13 protein-coding genes and 2 pseudogenes are annotated in these 16,032 nt (G+C 70.7%); 10 read left to right on the top strand and 5 right to left on the bottom strand.

The features are described 5' to 3' along the window. Positions 1 to 22 precede the first annotated feature (22 nt). Positions 23 to 1,357, bottom strand: coding sequence for an ABC transporter substrate-binding protein (locus tag ACZ3TS_RS09595; protein WP_467615442.1), 1,335 nt, complete (start codon positions 1,355 to 1,357; stop codon positions 23 to 25). 117 nt (positions 1,358 to 1,474) lie between these two features. Here ACZ3TS_RS09595 and ACZ3TS_RS09590 point away from each other — a divergent pair, with 117 nt between their 5' ends. Together ACZ3TS_RS09590 and purU are read left to right on the top strand one after the other, a co-directional pair. Next, complete coding sequence (locus ACZ3TS_RS09590) at positions 1,475 to 1,975, top strand: SCO4402 family protein (RefSeq protein WP_467615439.1); 501 nt, start codon at positions 1,475 to 1,477, stop codon at positions 1,973 to 1,975. A gap of 74 nt (positions 1,976 to 2,049) precedes the next feature. Beyond that, positions 2,050 to 2,931 (top strand): formyltetrahydrofolate deformylase, encoded by an 882-nt coding sequence (gene purU, locus ACZ3TS_RS09585; protein ID WP_467615436.1) that lies wholly within the window; start codon positions 2,050 to 2,052, stop codon positions 2,929 to 2,931. A gap of 10 nt (positions 2,932 to 2,941) precedes the next feature. Here purU and ACZ3TS_RS09580 read toward each other — a convergent pair whose 3' ends face one another. Both ACZ3TS_RS09580 and ACZ3TS_RS09575 read right to left on the bottom strand, forming a co-directional pair. After that, positions 2,942 to 4,510 carry a maleylpyruvate isomerase N-terminal domain-containing protein gene (locus tag ACZ3TS_RS09580; protein WP_467615718.1) on the bottom strand — a complete coding sequence of 523 codons (1,569 nt, stop codon included), beginning with the start codon at positions 4,508 to 4,510 and terminating at the stop codon, positions 2,942 to 2,944. A 386-nt stretch (positions 4,511 to 4,896) separates the two neighbouring features. Continuing rightward, positions 4,897 to 5,478: a sigma-70 family RNA polymerase sigma factor gene (locus tag ACZ3TS_RS09575; protein WP_467615433.1), complete on the bottom strand. Its 582-nt coding sequence runs from the start codon at positions 5,476 to 5,478 to the stop codon at positions 4,897 to 4,899. 360 nt (positions 5,479 to 5,838) lie between these two features. On the opposite strand from ACZ3TS_RS09575, the gene ACZ3TS_RS09570 reads away from it, so the two are divergent. Then, complete coding sequence (locus tag ACZ3TS_RS09570; RefSeq protein WP_467615431.1) at positions 5,839 to 6,219, top strand: STAS domain-containing protein; 381 nt, start codon at positions 5,839 to 5,841, stop codon at positions 6,217 to 6,219. A 228-nt stretch (positions 6,220 to 6,447) separates the two neighbouring features. Then, complete coding sequence (locus tag ACZ3TS_RS09565) at positions 6,448 to 6,960, top strand: EF-hand domain-containing protein (RefSeq protein ID WP_467615428.1); 513 nt, start codon at positions 6,448 to 6,450, stop codon at positions 6,958 to 6,960. Here the strand turns inward: ACZ3TS_RS09565 and ACZ3TS_RS09560 are convergent. After that, positions 6,939 to 8,344 (bottom strand): annotated as a pseudogene (locus tag ACZ3TS_RS09560) (class I adenylate-forming enzyme family protein). The gene ACZ3TS_RS09565 and the pseudogene ACZ3TS_RS09560 sit on opposite strands and share 22 nt — an antisense overlap. Positions 8,345 to 8,489: 145 nt before the next feature. Here ACZ3TS_RS09560 and ACZ3TS_RS09555 point away from each other — a divergent pair. The 4 genes from ACZ3TS_RS09555 (at position 8,490) to ACZ3TS_RS09540 (ending at position 12,686) form a co-directional block, all read left to right on the top strand. Continuing rightward, a complete protein-coding gene (locus ACZ3TS_RS09555) occupies positions 8,490 to 9,683 on the top strand; it encodes an amidohydrolase family protein (RefSeq protein ID WP_467615425.1) in 1,194 nt (397 codons plus the stop codon). After that, on the top strand, positions 9,683 to 10,816 hold the full coding sequence (locus ACZ3TS_RS09550; RefSeq protein WP_467615715.1) for an acyl-CoA dehydrogenase family protein: 1,134 nt from the start codon (positions 9,683 to 9,685) through the stop codon (positions 10,814 to 10,816). The genes ACZ3TS_RS09555 and ACZ3TS_RS09550 overlap by 1 nt, the downstream gene beginning before the upstream one ends. A gap of 7 nt (positions 10,817 to 10,823) precedes the next feature. Then, positions 10,824 to 11,717, top strand: a complete 894-nt coding sequence (locus tag ACZ3TS_RS09545; RefSeq protein WP_467615422.1) for an acyl-CoA dehydrogenase family protein — start codon at positions 10,824 to 10,826, stop codon at positions 11,715 to 11,717. Positions 11,718 to 12,194: 477 nt separating this feature from the next. Beyond that, positions 12,195 to 12,686 (top strand): ATP-binding protein, encoded by a 492-nt coding sequence (locus tag ACZ3TS_RS09540; RefSeq protein WP_467615419.1) that lies wholly within the window; start codon positions 12,195 to 12,197, stop codon positions 12,684 to 12,686. Between the two features lie 444 nt (positions 12,687 to 13,130). Here the strand turns inward: ACZ3TS_RS09540 and ACZ3TS_RS09535 are convergent, their stop codons facing one another. Beyond that, on the bottom strand, positions 13,131 to 14,057 hold the full coding sequence (locus ACZ3TS_RS09535; protein ID WP_467615416.1) for a cyclase family protein: 927 nt from the start codon (positions 14,055 to 14,057) through the stop codon (positions 13,131 to 13,133). 84 nt (positions 14,058 to 14,141) lie between these two features. Between ACZ3TS_RS09535 and ACZ3TS_RS09530 the strand changes: the two genes are divergently transcribed. Together ACZ3TS_RS09530 and ACZ3TS_RS09525 are read left to right on the top strand one after the other, a co-directional pair. Then, positions 14,142 to 15,053 (top strand): SDR family NAD(P)-dependent oxidoreductase, encoded by a 912-nt coding sequence (locus ACZ3TS_RS09530; protein WP_467615413.1) that lies wholly within the window; start codon positions 14,142 to 14,144, stop codon positions 15,051 to 15,053. A 79-nt stretch (positions 15,054 to 15,132) separates the two neighbouring features. Continuing rightward, positions 15,133 to 16,016 (top strand): annotated as a pseudogene (locus ACZ3TS_RS09525) (acyl-CoA dehydrogenase family protein); the annotation flags it as partial. Positions 16,017 to 16,032 lie beyond the last annotated feature (16 nt).

The following is a 16,032-nucleotide window of genomic DNA, read 5'->3' as shown; positions in this document are numbered from 1 at the left end:
TGTGCCGCCTTGTCCGGCCGTCCTACTGCGTCGTCGAGCTCTCCAGCGTCTTCGACACGTTCACGAAGCCTTTGCGCGCGGCCACCAGCTGCCCCCCGCGCACCACCTGGAGGGTCACGTCCGAGTTGATCAGGCGCGGGTAGTCGACGACCGCGGTCAGGTCCTGGAAGCGCCAGCGCAGGGGCGGGGTGAGGCCGCCCGTGTCGACCTTGAGGCCGTCGTCGAGGGCCGAGCGGATGGTGCTCGCGGACACCTCGCCGCCGCCGAGCGACTCGATGACCTTCTTCAGGACCATGTACGCGATCCATGTGGTCTGCACGCCCGCGTCCGCCGGATCGATCCGGTTGTCGCCGAAGGCCTCCTCGCGGATGACCTTCTTCATCGGATCCCAGCGGGGGTCGGTCGCCTCCGGATACCAGCTGGTGACGTACGCCCCTTCGTAGGGGCTCGAGCCGCCGCCCGACTGGTTGATGACCGACTGGTCGACACTGCCGAGCACGGAACCGGTGCGCACCGACGGGTATTCGCTGCTCAGGCGGCGGAAGGAGTCCATGAAGGTGCCGGTGCGCTGGTCGAGCGAGGGCACCACGCACCCCTTGTTCTGCGGGTCCGCGGTCGCCTTCTGCAGCGCCTGCTGGGCCTGGGGGTCGAACGCGGTGGCGTCCTCGGCGGCGCGCACGTCGGCGGCCGGCGCGTGGTCGGCCGCCTTCAGCCCGGAGTCGAGCAGCACGGGCAGCTGGTCGCCGGCGACGGTGTCCGGACGTACCAGCGCGACGGCCCCGCAGTTCTTGCCGAGTTCCTCACCGAGTCCGGCCAGCAGCGCGGGCTGGCCGCCGTTGACGGGGTAGGAGAGCACGCTCTTGAACTCGTCGTCGGTCAGGCCGTAGCCGCCGATGTAGGGGATGCCCGCCGACTCCAGCGGGGAGAGGAAGGAGGACGCGAACTGGCTGTAGGAGCCGACGACCGCGACGGCTTTCTTCTTGACGGCGAGCCTCGCGCACTGTGCGGCGCTCACATAGTCGTTGTGGTCGTTGCAGGTGAGTACGTTGAGCTTGCGTCCGTTGAGACCGCCGTGGGCGTTGACCCAGCGTGCGTAGGCCCGCGCCAACGCCGGCATGCCCGGCTTGTTGGTGGCCGACGTGTTCTGGGGCGCCCACGTCATGACGGTCACGGTGTCGTCCCCGGAACCCCCCGTGATACCGGGGACGACACCGCAGGCCACGGCAATCGACGCACAGGCCACCAGCGCGGCCGCGGACAACAGGGCCGTCCTGACGCGGGGAGTCGCTGTTCTGCGGACGGAGCCCGGAATGCGGGGGCGGGTAGGGGAAGAACTGGTGCGTCGCCTGCCGGTCATAGACCCGCACGATTCCCTCACACCACTAACCTGCGTGTGACCAGTGGTCAACAGAGGGTGTCCCCGTGGTGAATTGCGGGGGCCGATGATCCGGATTTCACGGGGAACGTACGATCGATGACCGTGCAAGGTTCGGAGAACTCTTCCCGTCGCGGCCGTCGCTCATCCACCATGGGCGGCATGCCACTGAACGACATGCCTTGGTGGCGCTGGCGCAGCAATGTGCGCTCCGCGCTGCACATGCTCTCCGATCCGGTGTTCCAGCGGGATGTCTGGCTGGCCGGCGTCGAGGGCTACGGCGACGTCACCGACGCTGTGTACCGCCTGGTCGAGGACACCTGGCTGGACAACTGGTCCGCCGAGAAGTACGTCGGCACGATCTTCCGCGACTCGCAGGAGGCGGCGCTCGTCGACACCGCCGTGCTGCGCGTGCTGCGGATCATGCACCAGGTCGGGCCGGACGCGCCGGTGGACGCGTACCTCAACCACCACGGGTGGCCGGAGGCGGTGCGGGCGGCGCGCGACGCCCATGTGCGGCTCTCGATGAGCGACGGCGAGGACCCGGACGCGCCGCCGCGGACGCTCGAGGTGCTGCGGATACTCACCCGGACCGCCTAGTCGGTCCGGGTCGCGCCGTCCGGGTGGCGGAACGACGGTCCGTGCGGGCGCGCGGCCATGAGACCCTGGCGTGCATGAGTGAGCAGTCCACCCGAGCCGCGGCTCCTGCCGAACAGTACGTCCTCACGCTCTCCTGCCCGGACAAGCAGGGCATCGTGCACGCCGTGTCCAGCTACCTCTTCATGACCGGCTGCAACATCGAGGACAGCCAGCAGTTCGGCGACCGCGACACGGGTCTGTTCTTCATGCGGGTCCACTTCTCGGCTCAGGCGCCGGTGACCGTGGACAAGCTGCGGGCGAGCTTCGCGGCGATCGGTGACTCCTTCCACATGGAGTGGCAGATCCACCGGGCCGACGAGAAGATGCGTGTCATCCTCATGGTCAGCAGGTTCGGGCACTGCCTGAACGACCTGCTCTTCCGCGCCCGGATCGGCGCGCTGCCCGTGGAGATCGCAGCCGTGGTGTCCAACCACACGGACTTCGCCGAGCTGGTGGGCTCGTACAACGTTCCCTTCCACCACATCGCGGTGACGAAGGACACCAAGCCCGAGGCCGAGGAGCGGCTGCTGGAGCTGGTGCGCGAGCGGGACGTCGAGCTGGTGGTCCTGGCCCGCTATATGCAGGTGATCTCGGACGACCTGTGCAAGCAGCTGAGCGGCCGGATCATCAACATCCACCACTCGTTCCTGCCGAGCTTCAAGGGCGCCAAGCCCTACCACCAGGCGCACGCGCGCGGTGTGAAGCTGATCGGAGCCACCGCGCACTACGTCACGGCCGACCTCGACGAGGGCCCGATCATCGAGCAGGAGGTCGAGCGCGTGGGCCACGACGTGACCCCCGACCAACTGGTCGCGATCGGCCGCGACGTGGAGTGCCAGGCGCTGGCGCGCGCGGTCAAGTGGCACGCCGAGCGCCGGATCCTGCTCAACGGTCGGCGGACCGTGGTCTTCGCCTGAGAACCCCGGCCTACATCCGGCTCAGCGACGCGGCCGCGAACAGCACGTCCCTGATCGCCTCCCGGTCGCCGACCTGCCCCGCGGCCGCCTCCTGAGGCGGCACACGGCCCGCGGCCAGCCGGCAGAACTCCACCCCGTCGAGCGCCACGTGTGCCACCTCGTGCTCGGCGGAGGCGACCGCGCCGGGCGAGTCGAGGGCGATCAGCCACTGGCCGCCGCCCGACCCCTCGATCTCCAGGCGGAGGGTGCGTCCGGGCTCGCCCGCCGGTACGAGGTGCCGCGTGCGGCCGGGCGCGGCCAGCCCGGCCTGCCGCCGCGCCGCCAGCACCGCGGGGAGCATCCGCGCCCCCAGGTCGATCATGCCGTTCAGATGACGCGGGGCCGGCGGCTCGTACGGATAGTCGATGGCGTTCGCGATGTCCTCCGCGTGCACCCAGCACTCGAAGGCCCGGTCCAGCATCGCGTCGTGCAGCGGCAGTCCGAACGTGCCGTACGACACCGCGAGCCTCTCGGAGTCCACGCCGGTGAAGGACAGCGTGCGCACCAGGTTGTGGCTCTGCTCCCGCCACCGCATGCGTACGGAACGGGTGGGCGGGAAGTGCGACGTGCGCCAGTACTCCTCCGTGCGGCCCTCGGGCGTGCCGTCCTCGTCGGCCATGTCCCCGAGCGGGTCGTCGAGCCCCAGAGCGACCGCCACCAGCCCGTCGACGGAGAGCAGATGGGCGATCACCCCGGCGACGGTGGTACGGCGGCTCGCAGTCCCCGTCCCGTCGAACCAGCGCAGGCGCACCGGGGTGTGCCACTCGGCGTCCCCGATGTCCTGCAGCAGGGCGTCGAGGCGCGCGGCCTCCGCGTCGTACGGCGCCACCCACTCGGGCACCGGGATGCGCGGCGGGCGCCGGTCGAGGCAGCTCTCCAGGACGCGGGTGCGCAGGGTCGGGTCGAGATCGAGGCTCTCGGGGCGCTGCAGCAGCTCAACGGCCTCGCGCAGCCGCCGTGCCTCGTCCGCACACGGGCCGCAGCCACCGAGGTGCGCCTCGACGGCGGCCGTCTCGTCCGGCGGGCAGGCGGCGAGCGCCCACGCCCCGAGCAGTGACTTCAGCACTCGGTGTCCGAGCACGAGCGAGGGGGACGCCTGTTCGGGCAGGGGTGCCGGATCGGGCAACGACAGCCCGGTGTCCTCGACGGAACTGCGCGGCAGCGGTATCCGAGGCTCCCACCCCCCCTCACCGGCCCGGTCGGCCCCGGGGCCACCGGGCTCCTGCGGCCCGTCGGCAGCACGTCCGGAGCCACCGGTTCCGGACGTGCTGGGGTCGTGCGGTCCGCTTTCGTCCCCGGTTTCAGAAGTACCGGGATCGCGCGGTCGCCCGTCGTCACTCCCGGGCGTGCCAGGGTCGTCAGGTCCGTCTGCGCTGCCGTTACCGCCGTTGCCGGGGCCGGCAGATTTCCCCGTGCTGCCGTGCCGGCCGTGGCCGCCGTCGCCAGGTCCGCCGCTGCCTTCCTTCCCGCCTGCGCTTGGGTCGCCGGGTTCGCTGGCGGTGTCCTTTCCGCGTGTGCCCGGGGCGCCCGCTCCGCTCACGGCGCCGTTCCCGCCCGCGCCGGAACCGTGCGGTCCGGCCGCGCCGCCGTTCTGTGGCACCTCCGCCTCCCGCGGTCCACGCGCGTCACGGTTTACGGCTGCTCCCGGCTCTCGCGGTCCTGGCTTCCTCGGTCCGAGTGTGTCCCCGCCCCTGGGCACCCCCGGCTCCTTCGGTTCCCGCGCGTCCCCGCTCCCCGGCACCCCGTGCTCCCGCGCCGCGCCCGCGCCCTTCGCCGAGCCGTCCCAGGCATCCGCCCCGGCGGCGTCCCGTTGCGTCGGGCCGCCGGCTCCTGGGGCATCACCGCCGGTACGCGCCTCCACGCCGCGGCTCTCGTACGTGCCGTGCCCCTCGTGCTTCCCGAACCTCTCGAAGTGTTCCGCCCCGGTCACCACGCCGCCCCCGGCCCGGGAGGGGTGTCCGAAGGGCCCGTCTCGTGGGCCGTGGACAGCAGCTGGAGGCCGAGGCGGAGCCTGCGGCGGGCCTCGTCCTCCGCGATGCCGAGGTCGACGGCGGTCTGGCGGTAGTCCCGGCGCTGGAAGTAGGCCCGCTCGAGTGCGGCGCGCAGCGGCGCCGGCATCGAGGTGACGATGTAGTCCGCGCGGGCCGCGACCGAGGCGTGCCGCACCCTCCGCTCCAGGTCCTCGGGGGTGCCCCGGTCGCCCCTGGCGAGCGCGGCGGTCTCGGTGGCGCGCAGCCGCTGCACAGCGAGCCGGTGGGTCAGCATGGCGACCCAGGACCGCAGGGGTCCCTGCTTCGGGTCGTACGACTCGGGGTTCTCCCAGACGTGGACGAACACCTCACGGGTGATGCCGTCGGCCGCCTCTTCGTCTCCGAGTACGCGGTGGGCGAGGCCGTGCACGAGCGAGGCGTACCGGTCGTAGCACTCACCGAGCGCGGCCGCCTCACCCCGGGCGAGCCGCTGCTGCATCCTGCGGTCCCACCGGGGTGGTGCGTCCTTCTTCGCCATGCGGCCCCCTCACCCCTGGTCGTGCCCGGCGCTGTTCCGGTCCAGCCTCCGTCCCCTGCCTCCTCGAATGTAGTCGGCACGTCGGACAACGCACGCCCCTTTGCGGCAATGTGCGCCCCCCTGACGAGCGGCAGGTGGTAGAGGCGCGCTCGGGCGGTCCGGTGGTTCGGATGGGCACCTACCCCGAGGGTCGACGATCAGACCTGAACGAATGCGACCGTTACCGATTGAATTGGCTCATCTACCACGCGCTTTCGATCGGAAGTTCGGTGTTTCATGGAGGGGCATCGGGGCAGCCGCGCCTGAAGGAAGCGTAGGGACCGCTTCCGTTTCTGGTCGGGTTGCGGGAGAGCGGGAGGCGTGGCGGTGACACTCGAAGTGACCTTCGCGGAGTGCGGCGAGTGGGCCGTGCTCCAAGTGGCAGGTGAGCTGGACCTGGTGACGTCGCCGCTGCTGCGCCAGCGGGTGCACGACGCGGTGGCGGACGGCCGTCACCAGCTCGTCCTCGACCTCTCCGAGGTCGTCTTCTGCGACTCCAGCGGCGTCGGCGTACTGATCGCCACCCGTCGGCTGATCCGCTCGTGCCAGGGCCGGCTCAGACTGATCCTGCCCGGGCAGACCGGCGTGGAGGGCTCCCATGTCAACCGGGTCCTCGCCGCCCTCGGCGTGCGCCGCCTTTTCGACGTATACCCTGACGTCACCTCGGCCGTCGACGAGGAGTCCAGGCCCCTGTCCGCGTAGTCGCGCGGACCGCTACGCACCGACGACTTCCCGCCGTCCAGGACATGTGGCCCCGGCCACAGTCGAAGCACGGTGTGATCCATGGAAAGTCGCAGGACAGCCACACTCTTGTCCCAGAATTCCTGCGGTCTTGGTACAAGCGTCGTTTTCCGTCTCCTTGGAGCCCTCCGGCGTCGTACGCTCCCTGCGAGATACACCCCGACGTCACGTAAGGCGGCCCGAGAACACATGGTCAGCACCGAATACGAGCGCAGGATCGCCGCCCGGTTCGCCACCTTCGACCAGGACGGCAACGGCTACATCGACCGCGAGGACTTCAGTGCCGCGGCCAAGGCGGTCCTCATCGAGTTCGGCACCACGGCCCGTTCCGAGCAGGGGCAGGCCCTGTACGCCGGCGGCGAGGCGTTCTGGCAGGGCATGGCCGGGATAGCGGACCGCGACGGCGATCAGCGCATCACGCGCGAGGAGTTCGTGGGCGGCGCGGTCAAGCGGCTGCGCGACAACCCCGACCGGTTCGCCGAGATCGCCCGCCCCTTCCTGCACGCGGCGCTCGCCGTGGCCGACGGCGACCGCGACGGCGCAGCCACGGTCGAGGAGGCAGGCCGCGTCCTGAAGGCCCTCGGCGTGGCCGAGGACATCGCCCGGGCTGCCGCCGTGGCGCTGGACTCGGACGGCGACGGCAAGGTCGGCGAGACGGAGATCGTGGCCGCGTTCGCGCGCTACTTCACCGTTCCGGAGTAGCGCTCGCGCAGCTTGTACTTGAGGACCTTCCGCAAGGTGTCGCCCCGCGGAAGGGCGTCCACCACCTCCAGCTGCTCCGGCAGCTTGTGCACGGACAGCCCTTCCGCGCGCAGATACGAGGTGACCGCGGGCAGGGTCAACTCCTCGGCTCCTCGAGCTCGTTCGACCACGGCGCAGACCCGCTCGCCGCGCTCCTCGTCGGGCAGCCCGATCACCGCGGCCTCCTGGACCGCGGGATGCCTTTGCAGCAGGTCCTCGATCTCCCGCGCGGAGATGTTCTCGCCCTTGCGGATGATGACGTCCTTGAGGCGTCCGGTCAGCACCAGGTGACCGCTGGCGGTGAGACGGCCGAGGTCGCCCGTGCGGAGGAAACCGTCCTCGTCGAACGCCTCCGCCGTCTGGGCCGGGTCCAGGTATCCCCGGCAGACCGCCTCTCCCCGTAGCCGCACCTCGCCGTCCACGATCCGTATCTCCATCCCCTCGGGCGGCCGCCCCTCAGTCGTCGCCAGGTTCTCCGCGGAGTCGTCCGGCGAGCCCATCGTGATCATCGGCACCTCCGTCATGCCGTAGCCGTGGGTGAGCTGCACGCCCATCTCGCGGACGACGGAGTGATGGACCCCGGGAGGCTTGGGCGCCCCGCCTCCCGCCAGCAACCGAAGGGTCGGAATCACCTTCACGCCCGGCTGTTTGCGCTGTTCCGACAGGAACATCGAGTAGAAGGCGGTCGACCTGCCGGCCACCGTCACCCCGTGCTTGCGGTAGCCCTCCAGTGCGTCCGGCAGGGCGAACTGCTCGAACATCACCGCCGGGAAGCCGTACAGCAGAAGCATCACCGTGTAGTCGGGCCCGGCGATATGGGCGTAGGGGAAGGCCATCGAGCCCACGTCGTCCTGCGTGAGGCGCAGCGCGTGTGCGAGGCAGGAGCCAGGACGGAGGGGTCGCCGTCGGGGAGCCCGGCACCGTCGTACGCCTCGAAGACCCCTTTGGCGCCGAGCCGCCGCGCCATCGCAGCGTGGTCGAAGCCTCGCCACGTGCCCGGCACCGCGAAGAACTCCGCCTTCGACTCGCGCAGCGCGAAGCCCACCTCGCGATCGCGGTAGAAGGGGATGATCGGCGTCTGCACGGCGCCCAGGCGCGTCAGCGCGAAGGACAGCAGGGCCGTCTCGATACGGGTGGGCAGTTGCCAGGCGACGACCGTGCCGGGGCGTACGCCCATGCCGTACAGCCCGGCGGCCACCCGCTCGGCCCTCTCGCGCAGCTCGCCGAAGCTCAGAAAACGGTCGTCCTGGAGCAGGACGGGCCGGTCGGGGGTGAGGGCGGCTCGCCGGGCGAGAAGCTCCCAGAGCGTCCGGGACGTGCTGAGCGCGTGCGCGGTGTCGTTCATGGCGGGCCCCTTAACTGACAGTCAGTCAGATAGTGGCAGAGCGTAGGGCTCGCCGCCTTGTCGGTCCAGGGGTGCGGGACTAACCTGCTGGACAAGCAAAAATCTGACGGTCCATCAGCTAAGTGCCGCCAGACGGAGGGGACTCATGACGGAACTGCCCCGCATCATCAGCGTCGACGACCACGTGATCGAACCCGCGCATCTCTTCGAGACCTGGCTGCCGAAGAAGTACCAGGACCGCGGCCCCAAGCCGCTCACCGCCGGGATCGGCGACCTCGCCTACGTCGGCGGCAAGTACCGGATCACGATGGATCCGGAGGGGCCGCCGACCGACTGGTGGATCTACGAGGACCTGAAGTTCCCGTACAAGCGCAACATCGCCGCCGTCGGCTTCGACCGCGACGAGATGACGCTGGAGGGCATCACCCGCGAGGAGATGCGGCGCGGCTGCTGGGACCCGGCCTGGCGGCTCAAGGACATGGACCTCAACCACGTCGAGGGCAGCCTCTGCTTCCCGACCTTTCCGCGCTTTTGCGGTCAGACCTTCGCCGAGGCGAACGACAAGGAGGTCGCCCTGGCCTGCGTGCGCGCGTACAACGACTGGATGGTCGAGGAGTGGTGCGGTGACAGCGGCGGCCGGCTGATCCCGCTGTGCCTGATCCCGCTGTGGGACGTCGATCTCGCCGTCGCCGAGATCAGGCGCAATGCCGCCCGCGGTGTGAAGGCGGTGACCTTCTCCGAGATCCCCACCCACCTCGGGCTGCCGTCCATCCACTCCGGCTACTGGGACCCGTTCTTCGCGGTCTGCGAGGAGACCGGCACCGTCGTGAACATGCACATCGGCTCTTCGTCCCAGATGCCGGCCGCCTCCCCGGACGCCCCGCCCGCCGTGCAGGCATCGCTCTCCTTCAACAACGCGATGGCGTCGATGATGGACTTCCTCTTCAGCGGGGTGCTGGTGAAGTTCCCGCGGCTCAAACTCGCCTACTCCGAGGGACAGATGGGCTGGATCCCGTACGCCCTGGAGCGCGCCGACGACGTCTGGGAGGAGCACCGCGCCTGGGGCGGCGTCCGGGATCTGATCCCCGAGCCGCCGTCGACGTACTACTACCGGCAGATCTTCTGCTGCTTCTTCCGTGACAAGCACGGGGTCGCGTCCCTCGACGTGGTCGGCCGCGACAACGCCACCTTCGAGACCGACTACCCGCACGTCGACTCGACCTTCCCGCACACCAAGGAGGTCGCCCTCGACCATGTGCAGGGCCTCGACGACGAGACCGTCCACAAGCTGATGCGCGGCAACGCGATCCGCATGCTCGGCCTGGACCTCGACAGGTGATGGACCTCTCCTGCACGCCCGAGGAGGAGGACTTCCGGGCGCGCCTGCGGGCGTGGCTGGCGAAGGCGCTGCCGTCCCTCCCGCCCAAGCCGTCCCCGGACGACTGGCCGGGGCGCCGCGCCTACGACCTCGGCTGGCAGCGGATGCTGTACGACGCCGGGTACGCCGACGTCCACTGGGACGCCTCGCCGACCGTACGGCTTATCTTCCTGGAGGAGACGGAGAGGGCGGGCGCGCCCTATGTGGGCGCCAACTTCGTCGGGCTGTTGCACGCGGGGCCCACGATCGCCGCCGAGGGGACGGCCGGGCAGCGGGCACGCTGGCTGCCGCCGATCCTGCGTGGCGACGAGGTGTGGTGCCAGGGCTTCAGCGAACCGGAGGCCGGCTCCGACCTCGCGGCGCTGCGCACGCGCGCGTGGCGGGACGGCGCCGACTACGTGGTGAGCGGGTCCAAGATCTGGACCTCGCACGCAGAAGTCGCCGACTGGTGCGAGATGTTGGTCCGCACCGACCCCGCGGCGCCCAAGCACCGGGGCATCACCTGGCTGGCCATGCCCATGAACGCCCCGGGCGTCACCGTACGTCCGCTGCGCACGCTCGCCGGGTCGGCGGAGTTCGCCGAGGTGTTCCTCGACGAGGTGCGGGTGCCGGTGGAAAACCGGGTCGGTGCCGAGAACGACGGCTGGCGCGTGACCATGGTGACGCTGTCCTTCGAACGCGGCACGGCCTTCGTCGGCGAGGTCGTGGCCTGCCGTCGCGTCCTGGGTGAACTTGCCCGCGAGGCACGCAAGAACGGTTCCTGGGACGACCCCGTGCTCCGGCGCCGACTCGGGCGGCTGAGCGCCGAGTTCCGCGCGCTGTGGCGGCTGACGCAGTGGAACGTCAGCGAGGCGGAGGCGAGCGGTGCGGTGCCGGGCGTCGGCGGTTCGGTTTTCAAACTGAGGTATTCACACGCGCGTCAAGAGCTGTACGCCACCGCCGCCGAGGTGCTGGGCCCGGACTCCCTCGACCTCGGCCGTCCATGGACGCTCGACCGGCTGTCGTCGCTGTCGTACACGATCGCGGCCGGCACCTCGCAGATCCAGCAGAACATCGTGGCCGAACGCATCCTCGGGCTGCCGAAGGGGCGGTGACCGATCCGTGCACTTCCAACTGACCGACGACCAGCGGGCGCTGAAAGCGGGAGTGCGCGACCTGCTCGCGGGCCGCTTCGGCCGGGACGCGCTGCGGGCCGCCGTCGAGCGGCCCGGCGTACTGGACCGCACGCTGTGGCGGGAGCTGGGCGAGGCGGGTCTCTTCGCGCTGCGGCTGCCGGAGGCGGACGGCGGAGTCGGACTCGGGCTGCCCGAGGCGGTGCTCGTCTTCGAGGAGGCCGGACGGGCGCTGCTGCCCGGACCGCTGGTGGCCACGCATCTCGCGGCCGGACAGGTGCCGGGCGCGGCGTCCGGTGAGACGGTGGTCACGGCCGCCTCCGGCGGGCTCGTGGAGTGGCTGGCGGAGGCGGACGTCGTACGGGGGGACGCCACCGGCGCGGTGCCGGTCGCGTCGGTGGACCCGCTGACGCCCCTGCACCGGCTGCCGCAGTCCCCGGCGGCTTCCACGGGCGACGCGCCGGATCCCGTCGCCGTCCTCCTCACCGCCGCCGAACAGCTCGGCGGCGCGGCCCGGACCTGCGAGCTGGCCGTGGAGCACGCGCGGACCCGGGAGCAGTTCGGACAGCCGATCGGAGCCTTTCAAGCGGTCAAACACCTGTGCGCACAGAGTCTGGTGCGCGTGGAGACGGCGCGCGCCATGGTGTACGCGGCGGCCGTCACCGTCGATCCCCTCGACATCGCGGCCGCCCGTCTGCTCGCCGACGAGGCGGCCGTCCGCGGCGCCCGCGACTGCCTCCAGGTGCACGGCGGCATGGGCTTCACATGGGAGGCCGATGTGCACCTGTTCCTGAAGCGCGCGTGGGTACGGACCCAGCGCACAGGTTCGACCGCAGAGAGTGACGAGATGCTTGCCGCTGACCTACTGTCGGAAGCGGTGTAGGGGCCTGTGTGCAGGCATTCCTCCGAGTGGCCACCATGGATGTCACGGATTGTGGCAATCCGGAATCACGGAGCGTTGATATCGGGTTGTGTCCTACGCGTGACTTGTCACGGACTGGAGTCGGCGGGGGGCTCCGGTACCTTGTGTGGGATGCGAGCGGTTCCGAGCCTGAGCCATCCCGGTGCGGCCCCTGTGGCGGCGCCGGATCCGGCGATGCGTGTCGCTCGCAGGGCAGGGCGGACCGTCGTACCTGCCTGTTCGACTCATCACGGCAAGCGTCGCACAGTATGCCGCACGCGTACTCCTTCGCGCTGGAATATGCCCGAAGCGCTTGTTGGGGTGACTGTACGTCAACCATGCTGTCGTGCAAGGGAATCACGGTCCGTGATCCTGGTTCCTGCCATGCAGACGATGACCACGATCGTGGCCCTTGCGAGGCGCGAGGCGATGTGTCCGCCGGTTCGGATGGTGTGAGCGGTGCAGGTGCTTCAAGTGCAGCTGGAGATCCGGCCCGACCCCGCGGAGGTGGGGCGGGCCCGTCGATGGGCCCGCTCCCGGCTCGCCGGGTCGGGGATAGAGGCGGACGAGCCGCTGGCCGAGACTCTGGTCCTGCTCGTCTCCGAGCTGGTCACCAATGCGGTGGTGCACACCGGCTGTCCCGCCGTGCTGCGGCTGCTGCTGACGGGTGCGCGGGACGACCCATCGGGCCATCCGGGCGGCACCGTCCGGCTCGAGGTGGCCGATGCCAGCGCCCGGCCGCCGTCGCCCCGGCACGCGGCGGGTGACGAGACGGGCGGCCGCGGGCTCGAACTCGTCGACGGCCTCGCGGACCGCTGGGGCTGGGACCCGGAGGGTGTGGGCAAGCGCATCTGGTGCGAGGTGGACCGCTGCGCGGCGGGGGCCCCGGGCAGGGCCGCGGTGTACGGGGTGGACGCGGCGTCCTTGGAGTTCGCGTACGGCGTGCTGTAGCCGGGTCTGCACCGGCGTCCGGGACGCGGGTGCATGCTCCTGCGTGTGCGGCCGCACGTGCTTCGGTCTTCCGGAGTGGGTCATGGCCGAGTGCGCCCGGCTGTGCTTCCGTACGCGCCGTCAGAAAAAGGGCGTAAGTGAGGAATCTCCTAGCGGCTGTTGACGCCTGGTATTCGTTTGATCACGCTTGTGTTCGGTGATTCGCCGTGAGGGGACGCCGAGGGCTGCGGTGACGGGGGCCCTCGACGAGTGTGGATCGTGATTCGGCGTCGGCCCCGTACGGGGCGGACGGTCCACGGGCCGTCCGAGGGGAAGGGCGGATACGCCGAGCCGGATGGCGGCGCGCGGTGCCGTGCTCGGGGCGAGGTGGGGCACCTCCCTCTGGAGCGTGGTCGAGCGCGGGGGAGGCGCGCCGCCACCCGACCCTCCTCCGCGCGGACCTCCCTACAGGACCGCCACGGGCGCCAGGGGGGTTCCCGTGCCGCCGACGAAGGGTTCGGGCATCGCCGACAGCAGGAAGCTGTAGCGCCCCTCTTGTCCACAGGCTGTGGACAACTCTTCGAGATTCCAGTTCTGGCCCTGCAGCATCCCCATCTCCACGAGGTCGAGGGCGTGGACGGGCAGCCACAGATCCTCGATCTCGGGAGGAAAGATCTCAAAGGTGAGCGTGTCGTTCGCGACGGCCGCCACATCGCGCGCATGGAACCACTCCGGGGTGCGTAAGGACAGCCCCGGGGACGGGTAGCCGTACGCCTGTTTGTCGCCCGCGAGATAGGTCTGGATCTGCCCGGTCCGCACGAGAACGATGTCGCCGGCCCGTACGCGCGTGCCTGCGAGCTCCTCGGCCGCGTCGAGGTCTTCCGGGGTCACGGCATGCGAGCCGTCGAGCCGCTCCCGGCCCAGCGTGCGCGCCACGTCGAGCAGCACTCCCCGAGAGACGAGGTGCCGCGGCTTGTCGATCCCGCCGAACGCCGCGCCGCCATGGGGGGTGATCGTGTCGGCGGGACGGCCGTTGTAGAGCTTCCCCGAGTGCGAGACATGGGTGAGCGCGTCCCAGTGGGTGGCAGCCTGGAGTCCCATGGTGACGGCGTCGTCGCTGCACGCGACGGTGCCGGGCCCGAAGATCTCCTGGTTGATCTGCACCATCACATGCAGCGGATTGACCCGCCCGGGGATGACGCCGGTCTGCACGCCGTCCTGCTGCAGGGGCAGGGCGAGCGGAACGCGCCGGCCGCTGCGTACGCAGGGCGCGGCCTCCCTCACCACCTCGTCGGTGATGAGGTTCAGGGTTCCGACCTCGTCGTCGCCGCCCCAACGCTCCCAGTTGTTCACGCGATTGGCGATCTCATGGAACTCGGCAGGCAGTGACATGAGTCCTCCCCGGGGCTTGTCTCCGAGTGTCTGACGGGACATAAAATCTAACGGTCCGTCAGAAATTGCGGGAAGGGGCCGGGCGTGGGGAACTTCTTGGCAGGCAAGGTCGTCGCCGTCACGGGCGGGTGCCGCGGGATCGGACGGGCGGTGGCGCTGGCCGCGGCGGCGGAGGGCGCGCGGGTCGTCGTCAACGACCACGGGGTGTCCGTCGAGGGTGCCTCCCCGACGAGCGAGGTCGCCGAGGCCGTGGTCAAGGAGATCGAGGCGGGGGGCGGAGAGGCCGTCGCCGTGGCCGACGACATCTCGACGATGGCGGGCGGACAGCGGGTGGTGGACGAGGCGCTCGCGTCGTACGGCCGCCTGGACGGTGTGGTGTGCGTGGCGGGCATCCTGCGCGAACGGATGCTCTTCAACATGACCGAGGAGGAGTGGGACCCGGTGGTCGCCACCCACCTCAAGGGCACGTTCACGGTGTTCCGCGCGGCGTCGGCGGTGATGCGCGGACAGCGCTCGGGCACGCTGATCGGTTTCACCAGCGGCAACCACCAGGGCTCGGTCGCACAGGCCAACTACAGCGCGGCGAAGGGCGGCATCATCTCCCTCGTCCGCAGCGCCGCGCTCGGACTGCACAAGTACGGCGTGACGGCGAACGCGGTGGCGCCGGTGGCCCGGACACGCATGTCGGCGAACGTTCCCATGGAGCTGAAGGAGATCGGCGAACCGGAGGACGTGGCGGCACTGGTGGTGTACCTCCTGTCCGACCGCGCGAGGCAGGAACACATCACGGGCCAGGTGTACACGATCGCCGGCCCGAAGCTGGCGGTCTGGGCCCAGCCGAGGGAACTGAGGGCGGCGTACACGGAGGGCTCCTGGACCCCGGAGAGGATCGCCGACTTCCTGCCCGCGACGGTGGGGACGGACCCGATGCCGCTGCTCCAGCAACTGGAGGCGATGGAGCGGGCGGCACGGGACGGGGCACGTCCCAACGCGTAGGAGCGAACGAAACCCACCCCCGCCCAGCCGGGGGTGACCAGCCGCGAGAGGCCAGGCACACCGACGTGAGGCGGTAACCGTGGAGTTCGGCCCCAACCCCGAAGACGAGGCCTTCCGAAGCGAGGCAAGGACATGGCTGCGAGCCAACCCTGCGGCACGGACCACCCGGCGCGACTGGGAAGGCACGCTCGGCCACGCCGGCTGGATCGGCCTCGGCTGGCCCGAGGACGGCTACGGCAACCGCCGCGCCACCCTCACCCAACAGGTCGCCTGGGCGGAGGAGTACGCCCGCTCAGGGGCACCTTCTCCCGCTCCGGCCACATCGGTGAGAACCTTCTCGCCCCCACCCTCCCCGCCCACGGAACCCCGCAGCAGAAGTCCCGTTTCCTGCCCCCCATAGCCCGCGGCGAGGAACTCTGGTGCCAGGGCTACAGCGAACCCGGCGCCGGCTCCGACCTGGCCGGCGTCCGTACCACCGCCGTTCGCGACACCCCCCACTCGTACCGCGTCACCGGCCAGAAGATCTGGACCTCCCTGGCCCACGAGGCGGACTGGTGTTTCGTGCTCGCCCGCACCGACCCGGCCTCGCACCGCCACCACGGCCTCACCCTCCTGCTCGTACCGATGGACCAGCCCGGCCGCATCGAGGTCCGCCCGATCCGTCAGCTCACCGGAACCAGCGAGTTCAACGAGGTGTTCCTCGACGGCGCGACCGCCCGCGCCGAACACGTGGTCGGCGGCGAGGGGAACGGCTGGCGCGTCGCGATGAGTCTGCTCGGTTTCGAACGGGGCGTCTCCACGCTGGCCCAGCAGATCGGATTCGCGAAGGAGTTGGGCGATGTCGTACGCACGGCCGTGGCCACGGGCGCCGCGGACGACCCCGTCGTCCGGGACCGCCTCGTGGCGCAGTGGGCCGCGGCGGTGGGCGCCGGCTACGCGGCCACCGGCTCGCTCGCGGGCGCCCTGCTCCCTTACGTCG

This window comes from Streptomyces sp. NPDC022910 (genome assembly GCF_055561075.1).
This window is presented reverse-complemented; position numbering and strand designations above follow the sequence as displayed.